Annotated in this window: 20 protein-coding genes and 4 pseudogenes; 16 read left to right on the top strand and 8 right to left on the bottom strand. The window is 71.0% G+C overall.

Annotation, left to right across the window (positions count from 1 at the left end; genetic code table 11):
* Window position 1 precedes the first annotated feature (1 nt).
* A complete protein-coding gene (locus Pflav_RS47090) occupies window positions 2-133 on the top strand; it encodes a hypothetical protein (RefSeq protein ID WP_269474451.1) in 132 nt (43 codons plus the stop codon).
* Window positions 134-194: 61 nt separating this feature from the next.
* On the opposite strand, the gene Pflav_RS44655 is transcribed toward Pflav_RS47090, so the two are convergent.
* The 3 genes from Pflav_RS44655 to Pflav_RS02270 all read right to left on the bottom strand — a co-directional run bounded on the left by Pflav_RS44655 (window position 195) and on the right by Pflav_RS02270 (window position 2,410).
* Entirely contained in the window at window positions 195-656 is a 462-nt protein-coding gene (locus Pflav_RS44655; protein ID WP_232070933.1) for a hypothetical protein, read from the bottom strand.
* Window positions 638-934 (bottom strand): hypothetical protein, encoded by a 297-nt coding sequence (locus Pflav_RS44650; RefSeq protein ID WP_232070932.1) that lies wholly within the window; start codon window positions 932-934, stop codon window positions 638-640. Before Pflav_RS44650 ends, Pflav_RS44655 begins: the two co-directional genes overlap by 19 nt.
* Window positions 935-1,282: 348 nt before the next feature.
* Window positions 1,283-2,410, bottom strand: coding sequence for a carboxymuconolactone decarboxylase family protein (locus Pflav_RS02270; RefSeq protein ID WP_173033349.1), 1,128 nt, complete (start codon window positions 2,408-2,410; stop codon window positions 1,283-1,285).
* Window positions 2,411-2,612: 202 nt separating this feature from the next.
* Between Pflav_RS02270 and Pflav_RS02265 the strand changes: the two genes are divergently transcribed.
* The 5 genes and pseudogenes from Pflav_RS02265 (at window position 2,613) to Pflav_RS02255 (ending at window position 4,795) form a co-directional block, all read left to right on the top strand.
* Window positions 2,613-3,206: a hypothetical protein gene (locus tag Pflav_RS02265; protein ID WP_173033347.1), complete on the top strand. Its 594-nt coding sequence runs from the start codon at window positions 2,613-2,615 to the stop codon at window positions 3,204-3,206.
* Between the two features lies 1 nt (window position 3,207).
* Window positions 3,208-3,552 (top strand): annotated as a pseudogene (locus Pflav_RS48340) (copper resistance CopC family protein); the annotation flags it as partial.
* A 53-nt stretch (window positions 3,553-3,605) separates the two neighbouring features.
* Window positions 3,606-3,806 carry a hypothetical protein gene (locus Pflav_RS44645; protein WP_232070931.1) on the top strand — a complete coding sequence of 67 codons (201 nt, stop codon included), beginning with the start codon at window positions 3,606-3,608 and terminating at the stop codon, window positions 3,804-3,806.
* Window positions 3,807-4,046: 240 nt separating this feature from the next.
* Entirely contained in the window at window positions 4,047-4,265 is a 219-nt protein-coding gene (locus tag Pflav_RS48335) for an AraC family transcriptional regulator (protein WP_415624302.1), read from the top strand.
* Window positions 4,193-4,795, top strand: coding sequence for a helix-turn-helix transcriptional regulator (locus Pflav_RS02255; protein ID WP_232070930.1), 603 nt, complete (start codon window positions 4,193-4,195; stop codon window positions 4,793-4,795). The genes Pflav_RS48335 and Pflav_RS02255 overlap by 73 nt, the downstream gene beginning before the upstream one ends.
* A gap of 31 nt (window positions 4,796-4,826) precedes the next feature.
* Here Pflav_RS02255 and Pflav_RS02250 read toward each other — a convergent pair.
* A pseudogene (locus Pflav_RS02250) lies at window positions 4,827-5,818 on the bottom strand (DUF1702 family protein).
* Window positions 5,819-6,191: 373 nt separating this feature from the next.
* Here Pflav_RS02250 and Pflav_RS02245 point away from each other — a divergent pair.
* The 4 genes and pseudogenes from Pflav_RS02245 to Pflav_RS44640 form a co-directional block, all read left to right on the top strand.
* On the top strand, window positions 6,192-6,767 hold the full coding sequence (locus Pflav_RS02245) for a DUF5987 family protein (RefSeq protein ID WP_377310875.1): 576 nt from the start codon (window positions 6,192-6,194) through the stop codon (window positions 6,765-6,767).
* Window positions 6,764-8,401, top strand: coding sequence for an FAD-dependent oxidoreductase (locus tag Pflav_RS02240; protein WP_173033344.1), 1,638 nt, complete (start codon window positions 6,764-6,766; stop codon window positions 8,399-8,401). The genes Pflav_RS02245 and Pflav_RS02240 overlap by 4 nt, the downstream gene beginning before the upstream one ends.
* A 412-nt stretch (window positions 8,402-8,813) precedes the next feature.
* Window positions 8,814-9,656 carry a helix-turn-helix domain-containing protein gene (locus Pflav_RS02235; RefSeq protein ID WP_173033342.1) on the top strand — a complete coding sequence of 281 codons (843 nt, stop codon included), beginning with the start codon at window positions 8,814-8,816 and terminating at the stop codon, window positions 9,654-9,656.
* 129 nt (window positions 9,657-9,785) lie between these two features.
* Window positions 9,786-9,932: pseudogene (locus Pflav_RS44640) on the top strand (MerR family transcriptional regulator); the annotation flags it as partial.
* On the opposite strand, the gene Pflav_RS44635 reads toward Pflav_RS44640, so the two are convergent.
* A complete protein-coding gene (locus Pflav_RS44635) occupies window positions 9,861-10,103 on the bottom strand; it encodes a hypothetical protein (protein ID WP_232072821.1) in 243 nt (80 codons plus the stop codon). The pseudogene Pflav_RS44640 and the gene Pflav_RS44635 overlap by 72 nt on opposite strands.
* Before the next feature lie 98 nt (window positions 10,104-10,201).
* Here Pflav_RS44635 and Pflav_RS44630 point away from each other — a divergent pair, with 98 nt between their 5' ends.
* The 5 genes from Pflav_RS44630 to aroF all read left to right on the top strand — a co-directional run bounded on the left by Pflav_RS44630 (window position 10,202) and on the right by aroF (window position 13,518).
* On the top strand, window positions 10,202-10,429 hold the full coding sequence (locus Pflav_RS44630; RefSeq protein WP_232072820.1) for a hypothetical protein: 228 nt from the start codon (window positions 10,202-10,204) through the stop codon (window positions 10,427-10,429).
* A gap of 202 nt (window positions 10,430-10,631) precedes the next feature.
* A complete protein-coding gene (locus tag Pflav_RS02225) occupies window positions 10,632-11,105 on the top strand; it encodes an SCP2 sterol-binding domain-containing protein (RefSeq protein ID WP_173033340.1) in 474 nt (157 codons plus the stop codon).
* A 139-nt stretch (window positions 11,106-11,244) separates the two neighbouring features.
* Window positions 11,245-12,048: a TIGR03084 family metal-binding protein gene (locus Pflav_RS02220; protein ID WP_173033339.1), complete on the top strand. Its 804-nt coding sequence runs from the start codon at window positions 11,245-11,247 to the stop codon at window positions 12,046-12,048.
* A 12-nt stretch (window positions 12,049-12,060) separates the two neighbouring features.
* Window positions 12,061-12,429, top strand: coding sequence for a chorismate mutase (gene aroH / locus Pflav_RS02215; RefSeq protein ID WP_173033337.1), 369 nt, complete (start codon window positions 12,061-12,063; stop codon window positions 12,427-12,429).
* Window positions 12,430-12,489: 60 nt separating this feature from the next.
* Complete coding sequence (aroF, locus tag Pflav_RS02210; RefSeq protein ID WP_197937831.1) at window positions 12,490-13,518, top strand: 3-deoxy-7-phosphoheptulonate synthase; 1,029 nt, start codon at window positions 12,490-12,492, stop codon at window positions 13,516-13,518.
* A 69-nt stretch (window positions 13,519-13,587) separates the two neighbouring features.
* Here the strand turns inward: aroF and Pflav_RS02205 are convergent, their stop codons facing one another.
* The 3 genes from Pflav_RS02205 to Pflav_RS02195 all read right to left on the bottom strand — a co-directional run bounded on the left by Pflav_RS02205 (window position 13,588) and on the right by Pflav_RS02195 (window position 16,504).
* The gene (locus Pflav_RS02205; protein WP_173033333.1) at window positions 13,588-14,016 is read right to left on the bottom strand and encodes an SgcJ/EcaC family oxidoreductase; all 429 of its coding nucleotides are present in this window, start codon (window positions 14,014-14,016) and stop codon (window positions 13,588-13,590) included.
* Between the two features lie 39 nt (window positions 14,017-14,055).
* Window positions 14,056-15,231: an acyl-CoA dehydrogenase family protein gene (locus Pflav_RS02200; RefSeq protein ID WP_173042183.1), complete on the bottom strand. Its 1,176-nt coding sequence runs from the start codon at window positions 15,229-15,231 to the stop codon at window positions 14,056-14,058.
* A 199-nt stretch (window positions 15,232-15,430) separates the two neighbouring features.
* Window positions 15,431-16,504, bottom strand: a complete 1,074-nt coding sequence (locus Pflav_RS02195) for an RNA polymerase subunit sigma-70 (RefSeq protein ID WP_232070929.1) — start codon at window positions 16,502-16,504, stop codon at window positions 15,431-15,433.
* A gap of 226 nt (window positions 16,505-16,730) precedes the next feature.
* Here Pflav_RS02195 and Pflav_RS02190 point away from each other — a divergent pair.
* Window positions 16,731-18,121 (top strand): annotated as a pseudogene (locus Pflav_RS02190) (FAD-dependent oxidoreductase).
* The last annotated feature ends 76 nt before the right edge of the window (window positions 18,122-18,197 follow it).

Genomic DNA, 18,197 nt, shown 5'->3' with positions numbered 1-18,197 from the left:
AGTGCAGCAGGACCGGCGGCACCACCAGCCGCATCTCCTCCGCCGCCTGCTGGTACACGGCCGCCACCACGTCGCGCGCGGCGGCCGGCGGCACCGGCACCACGTACTTGACCTGTCGCTGGACAACGGATGAGATGACCCGCCCGGCAACCATCGCCTTCTCCGTCACTCCCCCGCGCTGGCGGGGGCTGGGGTCACGCCCACGGCGCGGTCGGGTACCACGGGAGGATCTCGCGCCGGGCCAGCAGCCGCACGTCCCAGTACAGGAATGTGAAGGCGCCGGCCACCAGCAACGCCACGGCCGTCAGCACCGCGATCCGGGCCGGCCGCGCGGCCAGCCACCGGCGCACCCCGCTGCCGGCGACGGCACTCAAGATCAGGAAGAGCACGGCCATCACGACGATGTTGCCGAGCGACTGAAGCGTGAACGCCGCCGCGCCGTAGAGCGGGTTGCCGCTCTCCGCGGCGTCCCGGAACATCTGCCGGAACAGCGCGAACGGCCGTCCTACCAGGAACCCGCCGATCAGGACGCCCATGAACACCATCGGTGCGTTCGGGAAGCGGCGCGCTATGCGGGCGAACGGGTCGGGTACCAGCCCCAAGGCCGCCAGCCCGATGTAGCACATCGCCAGCCCGATCAGCCCGAACACCACCATGGACTGGATGCTCCGGGGGAGAGGGTGCCGGGCGTGTTCGCCGCGGTGGAGAACTGCGGCATGGAGGTGCCCACGAACCCGACGATCGCGCCGTAGACGGCGGACACCGCGATCATGCCCACCGACAGCCACGCCAGCGGCTTGAGGATCTGTGCCAGCCGGCTCCACCGCCCACCCTCGCCCAGCATCGGGGCCACCGCGCCGAACGCCGCGATGTTGCAGGCGGTGAACGTGCCGGCCAGGCCGGAGACGAAGGCGAACGCGATGCCGGCGAGCACACCGGCGATGGGGTCTCCTTGGCGTCGTGCCCCAACAGCGTGTTCGCCACGTTGTCGCCGATCGTGCTGTCGACGAACTCCGCCGACCAGACCACCGTGAGCAGGAAGCCGGCGAGCACGCTCAGCACCACGATCAACCCGCGCCGCCGCGGGAACTGCCCGTTGACGAACGTCGAGGTGGCGCGCGGCTCGACCTGGACGAGGTCGGGTCCGGTCGACCGCACGCGAGTGGTACGGGGTTGCGCCATCGGGGTCCTCCCTCGGGGACGGCGTCCGGCGCGCGGCTGTCCGGCGCGCGCCTTGGTCAGCATGCGCGCGTCGGGCCACGACGTTAATATCTGAACGTGCTCAATTGATAACTGTCGGTGTTTCCGTCGGTGGTTCGTGCGCGACGGACGGCAGGGCGTCCGGCTGGTCGCCGCGCTGCCAGGTGCCGACTCTCCGGGCCGCGGCGAGGCTCGCCCACGAGGCGAGCTCCACCAGCGACCGGTCGTCCGGCCGGGCGGTCCGGAAGTCCGCCACGTCCGCCTCGGTCACCCGGTACGAGGCCTCGACGATCAGCAGCGCCAGCCGACCGGCGGGACGGTCCGCGGCGGGCAGGCCGGACACCGCGCCGTCGAGCCAGCCTCGGGTCAGTCCCGGCGCTTCACCGTCCCAACTGGACAGCCGCGCCGCGACGAGGTCCCGTACGGTGTCCGGCACCGACCGCTCGCCCGCCGCGTCGACGGCCGCCGCCGCCCGCGCGAACGCCTGCGCCACCTTCGGGCTCCCGGCCGCCCACGACAGGTCCACCGGCAGCGGCGCGGCCGGCAGGAGCTCCAGCGAGCGGCCGGGCGTCTTGTCACCGCGGGCCATCGGCGCCAGGAGCCGCCCGAACACCCGCCGGACCACGCCCCGAGCCCCATCGGGCAGGCTGGGCGGGAACGGCGACTCGGCGAGGAACACGTTCACCATGCGGTTGAGGTAGTGGAAGGCGACGGCCACGCCCACGACGTCGGGCGCGACCTCGGCGGGAAACGGCATGGGCCGCCCGGCGGCGACCCGCCGCAGGCCGGTGGTCCGCGCCCACGCGGCGAGGTCCCGCACGCCCGGGTCGGGGATCGCCTCGGGGCGGCCGGCGATGAGCGCCACCGCGTACGGGCCCTGGGCGAGCCCGTGCAGTGTCGCGCCGTGCACGTCGACGCAGTACGGGCAGGCGTTGCCGGACGACACCGCCGTCGCCACGACCTCCCGGGTGACCCGGTCGACGGCACCGGCGGCGAGCAGTGTCTCCCGTACGAGCAGCCAGCTGGCGGCCAGCGGCTCCGGGGCGGGAGCGTGCAGGCTGATGGGTGGCGCGAGCATGCCGAAGTCCCGTTCGACCTGCTCGTACACCCGGGCCACCAGCCCGCGCGCCGCCTCCAGGCGTACCGGGGCGACGTGGCGTAGCTGGATAGGCAGCGCCCGGCGGGTGCCTCGAATCATGATCAAGCCCATGTTCGCCCCTCGATCCTGCGGACGTGCGGCACGACCACAGGATGCGGGCAGCGGACCGCCGCGCCGTTCTCCGAGCGTGCTGACCGCCACATGTAACCGAGAGCAAGCGGTTGGACGACAGAGAGCAATCCAGAAGAACTACGGGCCGGAACGCGCCGTTAGCCTCGGCACGGCGGGTCTGACCAGCGGATTGGAGAACCACGTGGCGACCTCTCGGGCCAGCTCCGCGCCAGGTTTCCTGGCGGCTATCAACGGGCGCTACCACCGCGCCGCACTCACCGGCTACCTGGTGGTGGTCATCGCTCACTGGGCCGAGCACCTGGTCCAGGCGTACCAGATCTGGGCGATGGGCATGGCGCGCCCGAAAGCCCGCGGCGTCCTCGGCCAGTACTTCCCTTGGCTCGTCACGTCGGAGTGGCTGCACTACGGCTACGCGATCCTGATGCTGGTCGGCCTCTTCCTGCTCCGCCCTGGCTTCACCGGTCGGGCGAAGTTCTGGTGGACCGTGGCGCTCGCGATCCAGTTCTGGCACCACATCGAGCACCTGCTGCTGCTCATCCAGGTGCAGGCCGGCACGAACTTCTTCGGCCAGGCCGTACCGACCAGCATCCTCCAGCTCGTCATCACGCGGGTGGAGCTGCACCTGTTCTACAACTCCGTGGTCTTCATCCCGATGATGATCGCGATGTACTTCCACCTGCGGCCGAACCGGGCGGAGATGCAGGCCATGTCGTGCAACTGCGCACCGAGGTACGAATCCCGTCCGGCCGGGTCGCCGGCGACGTCCCCCGCGTGACGTGCGACGGCTCGGTAGGGCCTCGCTGATCCTCACCCTCGCCGGCGCGTGCCTGTGGACCCCCACGGCCGCGCCGGCGCTCGGTGGGCTCACGGCGAGCACACCCCCGGCGCAGGCCGCCCTGCCCGCGACGCCCGCGGCGGTGGAGCTGACGTTCTCGGCTACGCCCCTCGACGGCGAGTCCCACGTGTCCGTCCTGGACGGTGCGGGGCGGACGGTGAACTCGGGGCCGGCCTCACTCAGGGACCGCACCCTGCGCCAGCCGGTCACGGACGGCGGGCGCGGCGACTACACGATCGCGTACCACGTGGAGTTCACCGAGGGCGGCCAGGCCACGGGCAGCCTCCGCTTCAGCGTGGCCACGGGCGTGCCGCCCGGCCCCCGGACGAGGCGATCCGGTTGGCCACCGCCGACGCCATCGACGCCCACCAGCATCAGATCGACGCGCTCAGCGCGATCCTTCTCGTCGTCGACGGTGTCGTGGTCGCCGTCGTCATCGCGCTGCTTTGGCTGCGGAGACCGCCGCGCCGAGCCGGGCTGGACACCGATCTGCCGCCGGATAAAAAATCAAATCTGCGTTGGCGGCTTGACGAGAATTAGTCGTAGCCGCTCGGCGCATCATCGTTTAACATCAATTTCACGGGCTAGCGCGGCTAGACGGGGGACTAGCCCATGCGAGGCGCTGGCCTCGGCTTTTTTTGTAGCGGTCAAGAAACGATGACGGCGATGCAGCCGTAGCTTCGCCGTACCCACAATCGACCCCCGGAGCCGCGGGCTGGAGTAGGCCGTGACCGCTGTTAACACGCACGAAATCCATGCCAACCCGGGGGGGAGCCGCGAATGAGCGACGTCATCGAGAAGGCGGTCCACAGAGCCATCGAGCGAATGCACGAGAATCTGGCCGCGCCGCTCACGGTCGAGGAAATGGCCCGCACGGCCATGTTCAGCAAGTTTCACTTCACCCGGATTTTCCAGCGGGTCACCGGGTGTCACCTGGACGCTTCCTGTCCGCGCTGCGCATCCAGCGGGCCAAGGAGCTTCTCGTCTCCACCTCGCTGAATGTCGCGGACATCAGCCACGAGGTGGGCTACGCCAGCGTCGGCACCTTCAGCACCCGCTTCAGCAACTCCGTGGGCGTCTCCCCCATCCGCTTCCGGCGGCTGGGCGGGAAGGTCTCGCACATCCCGACCGGGCGGCGCCGGCACACCCCGGTCGAGGCCATGGCGACGATCCGCGGCGACGTCTGGGCACCGCATACCGACGACCCCGGGCTCGTCTTCGTGGGCCTGTTCCCCGGGCGGATCCCCGAGAGCCTCCCGGTCACCTGCACGGTGCTGACCGGGCCAGGCCCCTTCGTGCTGGAGAACGCCCCGCCCGGCACCTGGTACCTGCTCGCGCACTCGGTCGCCGCCGAGCACAAGAACACCACCCACGTGCTGGACGCCGGCGAACGGGAGCTCTGCGTCGGCAGTCACGGGCCGATCGTCATCCGGCCGCGGACCGGGGTCCGCCCGGCCGACCTGCGGCTGGCCCCGATCCGGCCGGTCGATCCGCCGGTGCTGCTCGCGATGCTCGACGGGTCGGCCTGAGCGGTCGGCTCCCGCGCCGGTGCCCGGCCGGTCAGGCGCGGGCGTCCAGCTGGTCAGCGCAGCGGGCCCGTACCCTCTCGCGCCAGACCTCGTAGTCCGGGACGGTCGCCGAGACCAGTCCGGCGACCGCGACGTCGTCGGCGAGCGTGGACGCCACCGCGACCGGCATCCGGGCCAGTACCCCCACCGCCACCTCGGTGTGCTCCGGCGTGCAGCCGGAGAAGGCCCGGGCCTTGGCCGCGAAGACCGCGCCCTGTGCCAGGTGCGCGCGGTGTTCACCCGCGGCCCGGCGCAGCAGGTCGAGGCCGGCGGCGTCACACCCGCCCGCGAACGTGGCGGCGAGGCCGACACCGCTCCACAGATCCGCGCGCCGTTCCGCCGCGAAGCGGTCGACGGCCGCGGCGGCGGCGGCCGGCTGTCCACCGTGGATGAACCACAGCGCCCGGCCGATGCCCTGGTCGACGGCGCGCCCGAAGTACTCGGGACGGCCCTCCCACGGATAGTCCGCGGGCCGCTCCTGCCGGGTGACCCATTTGTCGGTCTGGAAGTACGCGCGGTCGAAGCCGTACCCGTCCACGGCCAGCCAGCTCATCGTGGGGTAGTACGGCGTGCCGGTCAGGTCCGGCAGCACGTTCTTCCACAGTGGACGGGGCAGCCGGGCCATGGCGAAGCCGATGCCGATGTACGTGAGGAACGTGTGCGGCACGGCCGGCCCACGCAGCAGGTCGCGGGTCCGGTGGCCGCGGCCGGCCGCCATCGCGTCGCGGACCGTGAAGGCCATCGTGGCCCCCTCGTACGCGAATCCGCGCATCTCCGCCTCGACCAGCTCCAGGCGGCGCTCGACCTCCCATGGGTCGCGCACCTCGATACCCCATTCGAATCCGCAGATCACCGACTGCGGAATGGCCTCCAGACGACGGGTGGCGTCCGTCTCTTCGACCGGAAACCCCGGCGGGCGAATGTCACATCGGCGAACGACGGCGTCAACGCTAGCCGGCGGAGCGAGCCCAGTACGGTCGGCATTTTGTGAACTCCCTGCGGGTTGGCGAAGGGCGCCCCGCGACCTGTCCGGCCGCGCGCACCTCTACCTTGACCGCCCGTGCGCGATATTAGCAACGGGGTCGTCGATACTTCGCACGCAGCGAGAACGTGTACCCGGCGGCAGTGTCCGATGATGCTCGAAAGTCCTTTTACGCCCACACGCCGGCCGGCAATGCAGGAGATGCGCCATGGCGATTATCCCGGGACGATGAATCCGCATCGGATGGAATGGCCCGACATCGTGAACGGCGCAACAAAGGAAACGGACGGGAATCGTGTTACCGGCCATTTCCGGATCGCCGCGCATCACGCTGAGGTCCGCTCCGGTCGTGGCGCGAACCCATGGACAGGAGGCATGAAATTGGGATCCGACTCCCCAGAGGCCGACCCGGCCCGGACGATCACCATCGAAGCGTTCGCCGATACCATCATCCCCGGCGAGAAACGCTGGCCGGGTGACCGCGCGGTGGCGGGCGCGGCCCCGGGGCCGGGCGCGGCGGCGGCGGGCGCGGTGGAGCTGCTGGAGCAGCCGGGCGGCGGGCTGGCCGGCGCGCTGGACTCGCTCACCTGGGCGCTCAACGACCACGCCAGGGAGTACGCCGCCGAGCGCGGCCTGGCGCTCGACGACGAAGTGCCCGAGTTCGTCGCGCTGCCGTTCGAGCACCGCACCGCACTTGTGCAGATCCTCACCGCACCCGACCACCCGGAAAAGGCGATGTGGGTAGGGCTGGCGCTATTCAGCAACATGGCCTTCGACAGCGCGGCGCACATGAGCACCGCCGACGCATTCGCCACCGGCCACCCGGGATTGCGGCTGATGGGTTATTTCCCGCCCGACAGCGACGGTTACTACCGCTTCTCGCATTTCTCCTACGGCCGACAACTGGCCCCCATTCACCCAAACACGACAGCGACGGGAAGCCCGGCATGACGACCACAGAGTCGACCGACGTCCTCGTAATAGGCAGCGGCTTCGGCGGCGCGATCGCGGCTTATCACCTCGCCGCCGGCGGCGCCCGGGTCGTCGTATTGGAGCGCGGTCCGTGGCTCAACGCGGAGGAGTTCGACCACGACTTCCTCCTCGGCTCCTCCTACACGCGCATCTTCGACTTCGTCGTGGGTGACGGCATGAGCGTGCTCAGCGGCAACTGCGTCGGCGGCGGCAGCATGGTGTACTTCGCCACCATGCCGCGGGCGCCACGGTTCGCGTTCGAGCGGCACGGGAGCATCGGCCGCCGGATGTGGCCGGCGTCGATCAACCGGGACACCCTCGACCCGTGGTACGACCGGGTCGCCGAGGCGCTGCCGGTCACCCAGCAGACCTGGGACAAGGTGCCGTACGCCGGCGGCCTGTTCGCGGCGGCCTGCGCGCACGCGGGCCGCACGGCCAACCCGGCGCCGTCGGCGGTAGACGTGGACATGTGCACGAACTGCAACTGGATGATGGCCGGCTGCCGGTTCGACGCCAAGCGGTCCCTGCTGCTGAACTACCTGCCCGCGGCGCTGGCGCACGGTGCCGAGATCCGGCCCATGCACGAGGTCCAGCGCCTGTCGCGGAACGACGACGGCGGCTACCGGGTGCACTACCGGGTCGTCGACGACGAGGACTACCGGATCCTGCACGACGCGGACGCGATCGACGCCAAGATCGTCATCCTCGCGGCCGGCGCCGGGGCGACACCGGTGATCCTGCGCCGCTCCGAGCCGGAGCTCGGGACCATGCCGCACGCGGTGGGCAGGTACTTCTCCGGCAACGGGGAGCGCCTCAACACCGCGGTCTTCGACGAGGACCGGGTGCGTGACGTGCTCGGCCTGTCCCGGGAGGGCGGGCTCGCCTACGGGGCGTACCAGATCGGCCGCGGCCCCACCGTCGCCAGCTGGGACCGCCTCGACGGCAGCCTCCCCGAGCACGAGCGCTTCTCGCTCGAGCAGCTGTACTTCCCGCCGGGGCTCGGGACCATCCTCGCCCAGGTGCCGGACGCGACCGGACCCACCTGGTTCGGCGTGGAGAAGAAGGAGATGCTGAGCCGCTGGCAGTCGTGGCTGACCATCTTCACCATGTCGGAGGACGACAACGAGGGAGTCTTCGGCCCGCCTCCGGAGACCGGCAACGCCAACCGCCTGTCCCAGCAGATGCTCGGCAACGGGCCGCTGCGGTACGAGCCGACCGCCAACACCTGGCGCGGCTGGTCGCTGTCCGACGCGGCGGTCAAGGACATCCTCGAGCGGGACGGGCTGGCCCGCGTGCGGCCGTGGACCAATGACCTGGTCGGCGCGTACACGGTGCATCCACTGGCGTCGTGCCGCATCGGCGACGACCCGGCCACGTCCGCCCTCGACGACCGGCACGAGCTGCGCGACCACCCGGGCATCTTCGTCACCGACGGGTCGGCGGTACCGGGGGCGCTGACGGTCAACCCGGCCCTCACCATCGCCGCGCTCGCCGAACGCGCCATGCCGGGCATCGTCGAGGCCGCCCGGCTCCGCGGCGTCGACGTGACGTACGGCGCGCCGGCGCCGGACGGTGCTGTCACGGCGCGCGACGCGATGCCAAGCAGCGCCTGACCCCTGGGCTCCGGCCCGACCAGAATCGTACGACTCGCTACGTTGATTGCTCGCCCACTGAAATGCGCCGGCATCTGCCGGCGCATTCCTTGTGCCACGAATGGGGCAATATGTAGCGACTGATGGCTACCACCACTATCCAGAGTAGCGTGTACCACTACCCGCTCCACCGCAGGTCGCAGGCCCTGTCCGGGGCCGTCACCATCTCTTCACGATTGCTATCCGTGATCCCACGATCATCCTCCGCATTGCCTCTCGCGGCCCCCTCGACTAATCTCGACACCGTGGCGGGCACGGGGGATTTCAGTGCCAAAGGGTGGCCTCGAGGTTGATAAAATCTCAGCGACGAGGATCCATGGCGCTGAAGTTAACAATCAATTCATCCGCCACCCGGATTCGACGGGGAGGCATGGTGGAGGAATCGATCGAAAGGGCCGCCGCTCGCGCTATTGTCGCGATGCGCGAGGGCCTGGGCGAACAGCTCACGGTTGACGACATGGCTCGTGCGGCGATGTTCAGTAAATTTCATTTTAGTCGGATCTTTCAGCGGGCCACCGGCCTTTCACCCGGCCGGTTTCTGTCGGCTTTGCGACTCCAGTATGCGAAACACCTATTGGTGTCGACATCCTTGAATGTCGCGGACATTTGCCTGCGCGTGGGATACAACAGCGTCGGCACATTCAGCTCCCGCTTCAGCAAGAGCGTCGGCATGTCGCCGACGACGTACCGGCGCTGTTCGGGATTCGCCGAGCAGATCCCGACCGTCCCCGCGCACCGGGTCGCCTCCACCGCGCGCCTGTACGGCAACGCCCGGCTGTCGCAGCTCGGGGCGAGCGGACCGGTCTTCATCGGGCTGTTCCCCGACCGCATCCCGGAGGGCCGGCCGGCTCGCTGCACGATCCTCCCCGCCCCGGGGCCGTACTCGTTCGACACCGTGCCGCCCGGCACGTGGTACCTGCTGGCCCAGTCGGTCTCCGGCGACTGGCAGACGCCACCGCTCGACCCGGCCGACGCCGAAGGCAGGGTGTCCGTCGCCACGTACGGCCCGATCACGGTCCGGCGGGACACGGTCCGGGCCGACCTGACCCTCAAGCCGGCACGTGACCTGGACCCACCGGTGTTGCTGGCGCTGACGGACGCGCGGGAGCTGGCGCTGGCCACGGCGGCGGAGCGTACCGAGGGCGCGGCACCGTCCATGCTGGTCAGCAGTGCGCGGAGCCCTCACGAGAGGGCGCTTCAGCGCCCAGCCGCCTGACGCCCGGCAACTTACAATGACATGAGTCGACGTCTGCGGGGGCGGCCGCGTTGGGCAGCACCACGGTTCTGGCCTGGACGGGGTCGTTGATCGACCACCTGACATTTCGGCGGGGCTACGGGGTGCTCGATGCGAATATCCGACCTGAGCAGACGGACCGGCGTGCCGGTGGCCACGATCAAGTTCTACCTCCGGGACCGGCTCCTACCACCCGGCAAGCCCATCGGTCGCAACCAGGCGGAGTACGGCGAGGCACACCTGCGGCGCCTCCGGCTGATCCGGGCGTTCACCAACATCGCCCGCCTCGACCTGTCCACGGTGCGCGAGTTGCTCACGAGCATCGAAGACGACCGGATACCGATCGGCGACCTGTACGGCGTGGTCAACCACGCCATGCTGCCGGACGAGCCGGCCATGCCCGAGACAGAGGGCGTCGCGCAGGCCCATGCCGACGTGGACGCTTTCCTGGTGTCGCTCGGCTGGCGGCTGCCCCCGACGCCGCGGGCCGAAAGCAGCTGGCCGACGTCCTCGCCGCGCTCCAGCGGTTGGAGTGCGAGTGTGGCGTCGAGTACTTCGTGCCGTACGCGGAGGCGGCCGAGCGCCTCACGCTTCTCGAGCTCGACCTGCTGCCCGACGGCGGCAGCGACCACGCCGACCGGGCACCCGCGGTCGTGCGCGCGGTCCTGCTCGAGGTGGCGTTCACGGCTCTGCGCCGGTTGGCCCACGAGCACCTCGTCGCGCAGCGGTTCGGCGCCGGGCAGGAGCCGGCCTGACGGATCCGGGCCGCGGCCCGGCTCACGTCCTCGTGCGGAGGCCGTACGGCATCACCGCCTCGCACGCCGGAGGCACGGCGCAACCTCGGAGAAGGCCGCCGATCGCCGCGCCGCCCACAATGGACTCACCTGGACCGACGCGGGCCTCCGCGGTATCTCACCGCCCACGACGAGGCGTCGCGAGACCCCTCGGAGGATTTCGATGCCTGCCGACGACGCCAACCCGGCCACGATGGAGCCGCGCGAGTTCGCCCTGCTCGTCAAGAACACCCCGACCAGCGAGCTGCGGCGGATGATGCGCGGCGAGAAGCGCACGGCCGTGCTCGACGAACTGTTCGCCCGGATGCCGTCCGTGTTCCGGGCCGAGCGGGCACGAGGGCTCGAAGCGGTGGTCCACTGGAACGTCGGTGACCGGCCGGACGGCGGGACGGACGTCTACGAGCTCGTCATCAGCGGCGGCCGCTGCGCGATCTCCGCCCGGCCCGACCGCGAGCCAGGGCTGACGCTGACGCTCGGCGCGGTCGACTTCCTCCAGCTCGTCACGGGCAACGCGCACGCGCTGGCGCTGGTCATGCGCGGCAAGATGCGGACGAAGGGCGACCTCGCACTGACCGCGAAGTTTCCCAGCCTGTTCGACATTCCGAGGGCTGGCCGCCCGGCGGCCGGGAGCGCGTGACCTGACCGCGTCGGCAGCACACGCGGAGATGACAGCCCGATCACGCCGCACCGACGCTGGACATGGCGATGTCGCCGCGACGTTCGCGGCCCGCCAGGCCCGGCACCGCGCCGAGCAGCCCTAACGAAAGGACAGACGCGTGACCGAGCAGCAGGACGTGCATGCCGCCCTGGCGGCGGAAGGCGACGACATCGACGGCCTGGTGGCCGGCATCGACGCGTCCCAGTGGCAGCTTTCCACCCCCGCCGAGGGCTGGACGATCGCGCACCAGGTCGCCCACCTCGCGGCGACGTTCAAGCTCGCTTCCCTGGCTGCGGCGCAGCCGGAGGCGTTCAAGTCGCTGCTGTCAAAGCTCAGCGACGACTTCTCCGCGAACGTGGAGCGCGGGCTCGGCGAGTACCTGGCCGACCCGCCGGAGACACTGCTCAGCCGCTGGCGCGCCGAGCGCGCGGCCGCCGAGAAGGCGATCGCCGCCGTGCCCGCCGGCCAGCTGGTGCCCTGGCTGGTCCGCCCGCTTCCCGCGCCGGTGCTCGCGGCGGCCGGCTACATGGAGCTGTTCGCGCACGGGCAGGACATCGCCGACGCGCTGCGGGTACGCCGGGAGCGCACCGACCGGATCCGGCACCTGGTGGAGTTCGCCGTCCGGGTCTGGGACTTCGGGTACCTCGCGCGCGGCCTGACGGCGCCGGACGTGACGTTCCGGTACGAGCTCACCGCTCCCTCCGGCGAGATGTGGGAGTTCGGCCCGGCCGACTCCCCGCAGCGGGTCACCGGGCCGGCGGTCGACTTCTGCCTGCTGGTGACCCGGCGGCGGCACCACGCCGACCTGGACCTCGTGGCCACCGGCGACGAGGCCACCAGCTGGCTCGACATCGCCCAGGCGTACCGAGGCCCGGCGGGACCGGGCCGCTCCCCTGGCCAGTTCGCCATGCTGCCGCGATAGCGGGCGGCGTTGATGGTCGTCCGCGCGGTGCGCGGCGCGACCCAGGTCGAGCGCGACGATCCCGACGCCATCCTCGGCGGCACCCGCGAGCTGCTGTCGGAGATCATCCACCGCAACGGCCTGGCGGTCGAGGACATCATCAGCGTCCTGTTCACCATGACACCCGACCTCAGCAGCGGCTTCCCCGCCCCGGCGGCGCGGGAGCTCGGGCTCGTCACGGTCCCGCTGCTGTGCGCGACCGAGATCGACGTACCGGACGCGATGCCGATGGTGATCAGGGTGCTCGCCCACATCCACACCGAACGGTCGCCGGCGGCGGTCGCCCACGTGTACCTGCGTGGCGCCGCCCGCCTGCGGCCCGACCTCGACGCAGGACAGTGACCCGCGACCGGCTCGCGGGACGGGACATGAACGAAGGGCACCCGAAACATGGTCATCGTAATGTCGGCGGAAGCCACGCCGGCGGACATCCAGGCGATCGTCACGCTGGTGGAGTCCGCCGGCGGTGAGGCGTTCGTCAGCCGCGGCGTCAGTCGCGTGGTCATCGGGCTGGTCGGCGACATCGAGCAGTTCGCCACGCTCAACCTCGAGGGCATGGCCGGGGTCCGGGAGGTGACCCGGATCTCGGCGCGGTACAAGCTGGTCAGCCGCGAGCACCGGCGGGAGCGCTCGGTCGTCGAGGTGCGCGGGGTGCCGATCGGCCCGCAGACGGTCACGCTGATCGCCGGCCCCTGCGCGGTGGAGACCCCCGAACAGACGCTCCAGGCCGCCCAGATGGCACGGGCGGCCGGAGCGGCCCTCATGCGCGGCGGCGCCTACAAGCCACGCACCTCGCCCTACGCCTTCCAGGGGCTGGGCGAACGCGGCCTGCGGATCCTCGCCGAGGTACGGGACGAGATCGGCATGCCGGTGGTGACCGAGGTGGTCAGCACGGAGCACGTCGACGCCGTCGCCGCCTGCGCCGACATGCTCCAGATCGGCACCCGGAACATGCAGAACTTCCCCCTTCTACAGGCGGTGGGCGCCGCCGGCAAGCCGGTGCTGCTCAAGCGCGGCATGAACGCCACGATCGAAGAGTGGCTGATGGCCGCCGAGTACATCGCCCAACGCGGCAACCTCGACATCGTGCTGTGCGAGCGCGGCATCCGGACGTTCGAGACGGCCACGCGGAACACGCTGGACATCTCCGCGGTACCGGTGGCGCAGCGCCTCTCGCACCTTCCCGTGATCGTCGACCCGTCGCACTCCGGCGGCCGGCGGGAGCTCGTCCTGCCGCTGAGCCGGGCGGCGATCGTGGCCGGCGCCGACGGTGTCATCGTCGACGTCCACCCGCGGCCGGAGATCGCGCTCTGCGACGGGCCACAGGCGCTGGTCGACGAGGACCTGCACGAGCTGGCCGGGGCGGTGGCCGATCTCGCCCGGTACATGTCCCGGGATATTGCGGTGCGCCCCGAGCTGGTGGCCGGCTAAACCGCGCATGGAAAAGCTCCTCCCAGGCCGCCTTCCCACGGCCTGAGAGGAGCTTTGTCTATGGGTGCCTCAGGCGTCGCGGGGGCTGTTCTGGTACGCCGCCAGCCGCCAGCCGTCCTCCTCCTTGACGACGATCCAGGAGGCGCGGATGGCGCGCGCGTCGGACACCTCGGTCTCGCCGGGAGCGAGCACGCCGCCCTGCGTGATCAGTACGGCGGCGCCCGCGTCAAGGAACTTGATCTTGATGGGCTGCCCGGTCACCCGGGTGCCCTTGTACGGGCCGTCGAACCCGGCCGCCATGTACGAGCGGATGGCGTCCCGGCCGTCCAGGAACAGGCCGGGCAGGATCAACGTCCCGTCGGGGGTGAACACGTCGGCGAACGCGTCGGCGTCCTGGTTGGCCCAGGCCGCCACGACACGCTGCGAGACGGCGGCGATGGCGGCCTGCTCGGCCGCGGGAGACTCGGAGACGGTGGGAGAGGGACTGTTGGCGGTCACGGTTGAGGTTCCTCTCGCTGGGAGGCGCTGGGCCGGAGGTCAGATGTAGAGCGTGTCGGGCTCGAGTCCACAAAGGACCCGCCCGTACAGCTCGGCGTTGGTGTTGGGGTGCATCAGGGCGTGCATGGTGGCCGCCTGGACGTCCCGGGCGATCCGCTGCGTCGGTACGTCGAGGTAGATGGAGGAGCCACCGCTCGCCGTGGCGAGGATGTCCACCGCCTGCCGGGCCAGCCCGCACACGGCGCCGAGGTCACCGCGCGCCCGCACCCGCTCCTCGAGCGTCCACGGCGCGCCGCTGGCGCACTTGTCGTCGAGGAGGGTGGCGAGGCGCGTGGCGTGGAACTCGGCCTCGTCGATCTTGTTGGTGGCGTCGGCGACCTGGAGGTGGGTCAGCGCCGCCTCGTTCTGGTGGGCGTAGCCGGTGTAGGTGATCTTCCGGTCGGGCAGCCGCTCGAAGAACACCTCGCGGGCCGCCTTCGCCATGCCGAGCACGGTGCCGACGGACGACGCGGAAGCCACCGGCAGCAGCGGCGCGCGGTAGATCGGCGAGTTGGCGTTGGCCGCCGACGCGCCCTGGCCCTGAAGGATCGCGGGCAGCGGCAGCACGCGCTCGCTGGGGACGAAGACCCCGTCCGCGACGGTACTGACACTGCCGGTGCCCTTGAGCCCGGAGGTGTGCCAGTCGTCGATAATCGTCATGTCGGAAATCGGGACCAGCGCCACGATCGGCATCGGCTCGCCCGGACCCATCTGGATCGCCACGATCTCCTGCCAGTGGCTGTGCAGGGCGCCGCTCTGGAAACCCCACTTTCCATTGAGGACGACGCCACCGTCGGCGGGCGTGGCCGTCCCCGTAGGACTGAGCGTGCCGCAGACCCGTACGTCAGCGGTGGCGAAGACCTCGTCCTGCACCGCGTCCGGGAAGAGCCCGACCATCCACGTTGGAATCCAATACACCGAGGCGATCCAGGCGGTGGACCCGTCTCCCCGGCCCAGCGCCGCGCCCACCTCCACAAGCGTGCGGGCGTCCGCCTCGTAGCCGCCGTACCTGGTCGGGACGCGCATCTTGAAGACTCCGGCATCCGCCATCGCCTCGATGGACTCTTCGTGGATGCGGCGGTTCTCCTCGGCCCAGGCCGCGTTCTTCCGCAGGAGCGGCACGAGATCGGCGGCGCGCCGAACGAGTTGTTCCCGCGTCTGAACATCGGTAGTCAGCACCACATTCTCCTTGCCTGGTCGAGGCAGGCGACCAGATCGCACCCACCGTCCACACCGGTCACCCGACAATCGCACGGGTGGCCGGAGCAGGCATCTTCCCTCGTGCGTTCTCGCCGGCCCCGCCGCACGCGTACGGGCGGCATGCGGCCACAGCTATGTGGACGGAGAGTCGGGTGCCCTCAGCGGGCTAGCGCGGTCAGAGGCTCGGCGGCAGACCGAAGGCCGGGAACCGCTCAGGGCCGAAGGTGGTGATCTCGACGATCCGGCCCTCGACGACACGCAGCACGTCGAGGATCTGGGCCTGGTGCTCCGTGCCGCCCGGCCGGCGCACGTAGTGCGCGACAGCCGGCTGCCGGTTGGCCCGCGTCGGTAGGCTGCGCCACTGCCCGATGTACTCGGACGTGGACGGGTCGAACACCCGCCCCAGGGCGGTCACGAACGGATCCCGCCCGAGCCACAGCGGATCCGGCGCGCCGGGCGTGCAGGCGATCAGCATCGGCATCGTCACCCGGACGTCCTCGTGCAGCAGCTCGGCCATCGCCCGGGCGTCGGCCCGCTCGAAGACCCCCATGTACCGCTGCAACAGCGTCCGCTCGGCCTTGGTCGGATCCTGGGACGGCGCCCACTCGAGCCGGTGCGGCGGCAGGTGCTCCTTGAGCGTCGCGCGGGCCCGCTGCAACGCGCTGTTGACCGAGGCGACGGTCAGCCCGAGCACGGCCGACGCCTCGCTGGCCGGCCAGCCGAGCACGTCTCGCATGATCAGCACGGCCCGCTGCTTGGCCGGCAGGTGCTGGATGGCGACCAGGAACGCCAGCTCGATCGTCTCCTTGGCGACGACCGCGGCGTCCGGCTCGGCCTCGCTCGGCACCGCCGGCTCGATCATCCGGTCGGGAAACGGCTGGAGCCAGGCGACATTGTCGGGCGAGGTCGGCGCGGCGGCGTCGGGCGTGCCGGGACGCGGGCGCGGCTGGCGGGGGTTGCGCTCGAGGAAGTCGAGGCACGCGTTCGTCGCGATGCGGTAGAGCCAGGCGCGGAAGGTGGACCTGCCCTGGAACGTGTCACGCTTGCGCCACGCCCGCAGGAAGGTCTCCTGCACCAGGTCCTCGGCGTCGTCCAGCGACCCGAGCATCCGGTAGCAGTGCACCTGGAGCTCGTGGCGGTGCCCCTCCACCAGGCCCGCGAACGTCGCCTCGTCGAAGGTCCGCGCCGGTGCGGCCACGCTCCCGGACCCCGCCGCGTAACGCTCGGGCTCGACATTGACACGGATCACGAAACGCGCCCCGCTCTCGTACGCCCATTTGTCGACGTCGGTCGTCCCAAACTACCACGAGCGGGACCCCGGGCGGCCCAGGTCGCGCGGGTGATCGGGACGTCGCGGAGAGATCAGCAATCCGGAAGGTGCGGCGGGACGCGACCGACACGACCCTGACTGTGTGGCCGGCGGGCCCGGCGGCGGCTGCGCGGCGGGCGGGCCCCGAGGTAAGGGAGGTGGCGGAATGAACGAAATCGGGGATCGTGCCGTCGTGCTGGGCGGAAGCATGGCGGGCGTCCTGGCCGCCCGCGTGCTCGCCGAGTTCTACCGGCAGGTGACGGTGGTCGACCGGGATACCGTGCTCGGCGTACGTGAGCCGCGCCGCGGGGCTCCACACACAGTCCACGCGCACGGGTTGCACGCGCGCGGCCATCTGATCATGGAAGAACTCTTCCCGGGTATCACCGCGGAGCTGAGTGCGGCCGGCATCCCGACCGGAGACCTGGGCGAGATGCGGTGGTACTTCAACGGCCGCCGGCTCCAGCCGGCCCGCACCGGGCTGATCTCCGTCACCGCTCCCCGCCCCGTGCTGGAGTACCACGTCCGCGAGCGCGTGGCCGCCCTGCCCAACGTGACCTTCCTGGAGGGCTGGGACATCCTCGGCCCGGTCACCACGGCGGACCGCACGCGGGTCGTCGGCGTACGGGTCGAGCGCCGGTCCGGGGACGCCGAGCCGGAGGTGCTGGAGGCGGACCTGGTGGTCGACGCCACCGGGCGCGGCTCGCGTACGCCGGCGTGGCTGGAGGAGCTCGGCTACGAGCGCCCCGAGGAGGAGCGGGTCAAGGTCGGCCTGGCGTACACGACGTGCCACTACCAGAGCCGTCCGGAGTGGTTCGACGGCGTGCAGTCGATCAACCCGGTGGCCTCCCCCGCGCACCCGCGCGGCGCGTTCTTCGGCCAGGTCGGCCCCGGCCTGTGCATCCTGTCGCTCACCGGCGTCCTCGGCGACCATCCGCCGACGGAGCCGGAGGCGTTCCTGGATTTCGTGCGCACGCTGCCGGTGCCGGACGTGTACGAGGCGGTCCGCGACGCCGAACCGCTGGACAGCCCGGTCTCCTTCCGCTTCCCGGCGAGCGTGCGGCGCCGCTACGAACGGCTCACCCGCTTTCCCGACCGGCTGCTCGTGATGGGCGACGCCGCGTGCAGCTTCAACCCCGTCTACGGCCAAGGCATGAGCGTGGCCTCGATCGAGGCACTCACGCTGCGCCAGCGCCTGCGGGAGGGCTCTGCGCCCCGCCGCGCCAGTTCCTCGCCGACATCGCCAAGATCATCGACACTCCCTGGGAGATCTCCGCCGGCGGCGACCTCGACTTCCCCGGCGTGGTGGGTGAGCGCACATTCAAGGTGCGCATGGGCAACGCCTACATGGCCCGGTTGCAATACGCCGCGACCAAGGACGCCCGGGTCACCGACGGCTTCATGCGAGTGGCCGGGCTCATGGACCCGCCGCAGGCGCTCATGCGTCCGGCGATGCTGCTGCGGGTGCTCCGGCACGCCGTACGCCGGCCGGCGGCCGGCGAGTCGTGGCTCGCGGGCAAGGACACCACGGGCGCGGCGGAACGGCCCACCGTCTGAGCGCCCGCACCGAAAACGTACGCCCGGCGAGGACGGGGGAACCTCGCCGGGCGTACGGGTGTTACGGGTTAGTGGT

The organism is Phytohabitans flavus (assembly GCF_011764545.1).
Taxonomy (GTDB): Bacteria; Actinomycetota; Actinomycetes; order Mycobacteriales; family Micromonosporaceae; genus Phytohabitans; species Phytohabitans flavus.
Note: the sequence above shows the minus strand (reverse complement) of the source record. Positions and strands in the feature narration are given on the sequence as shown.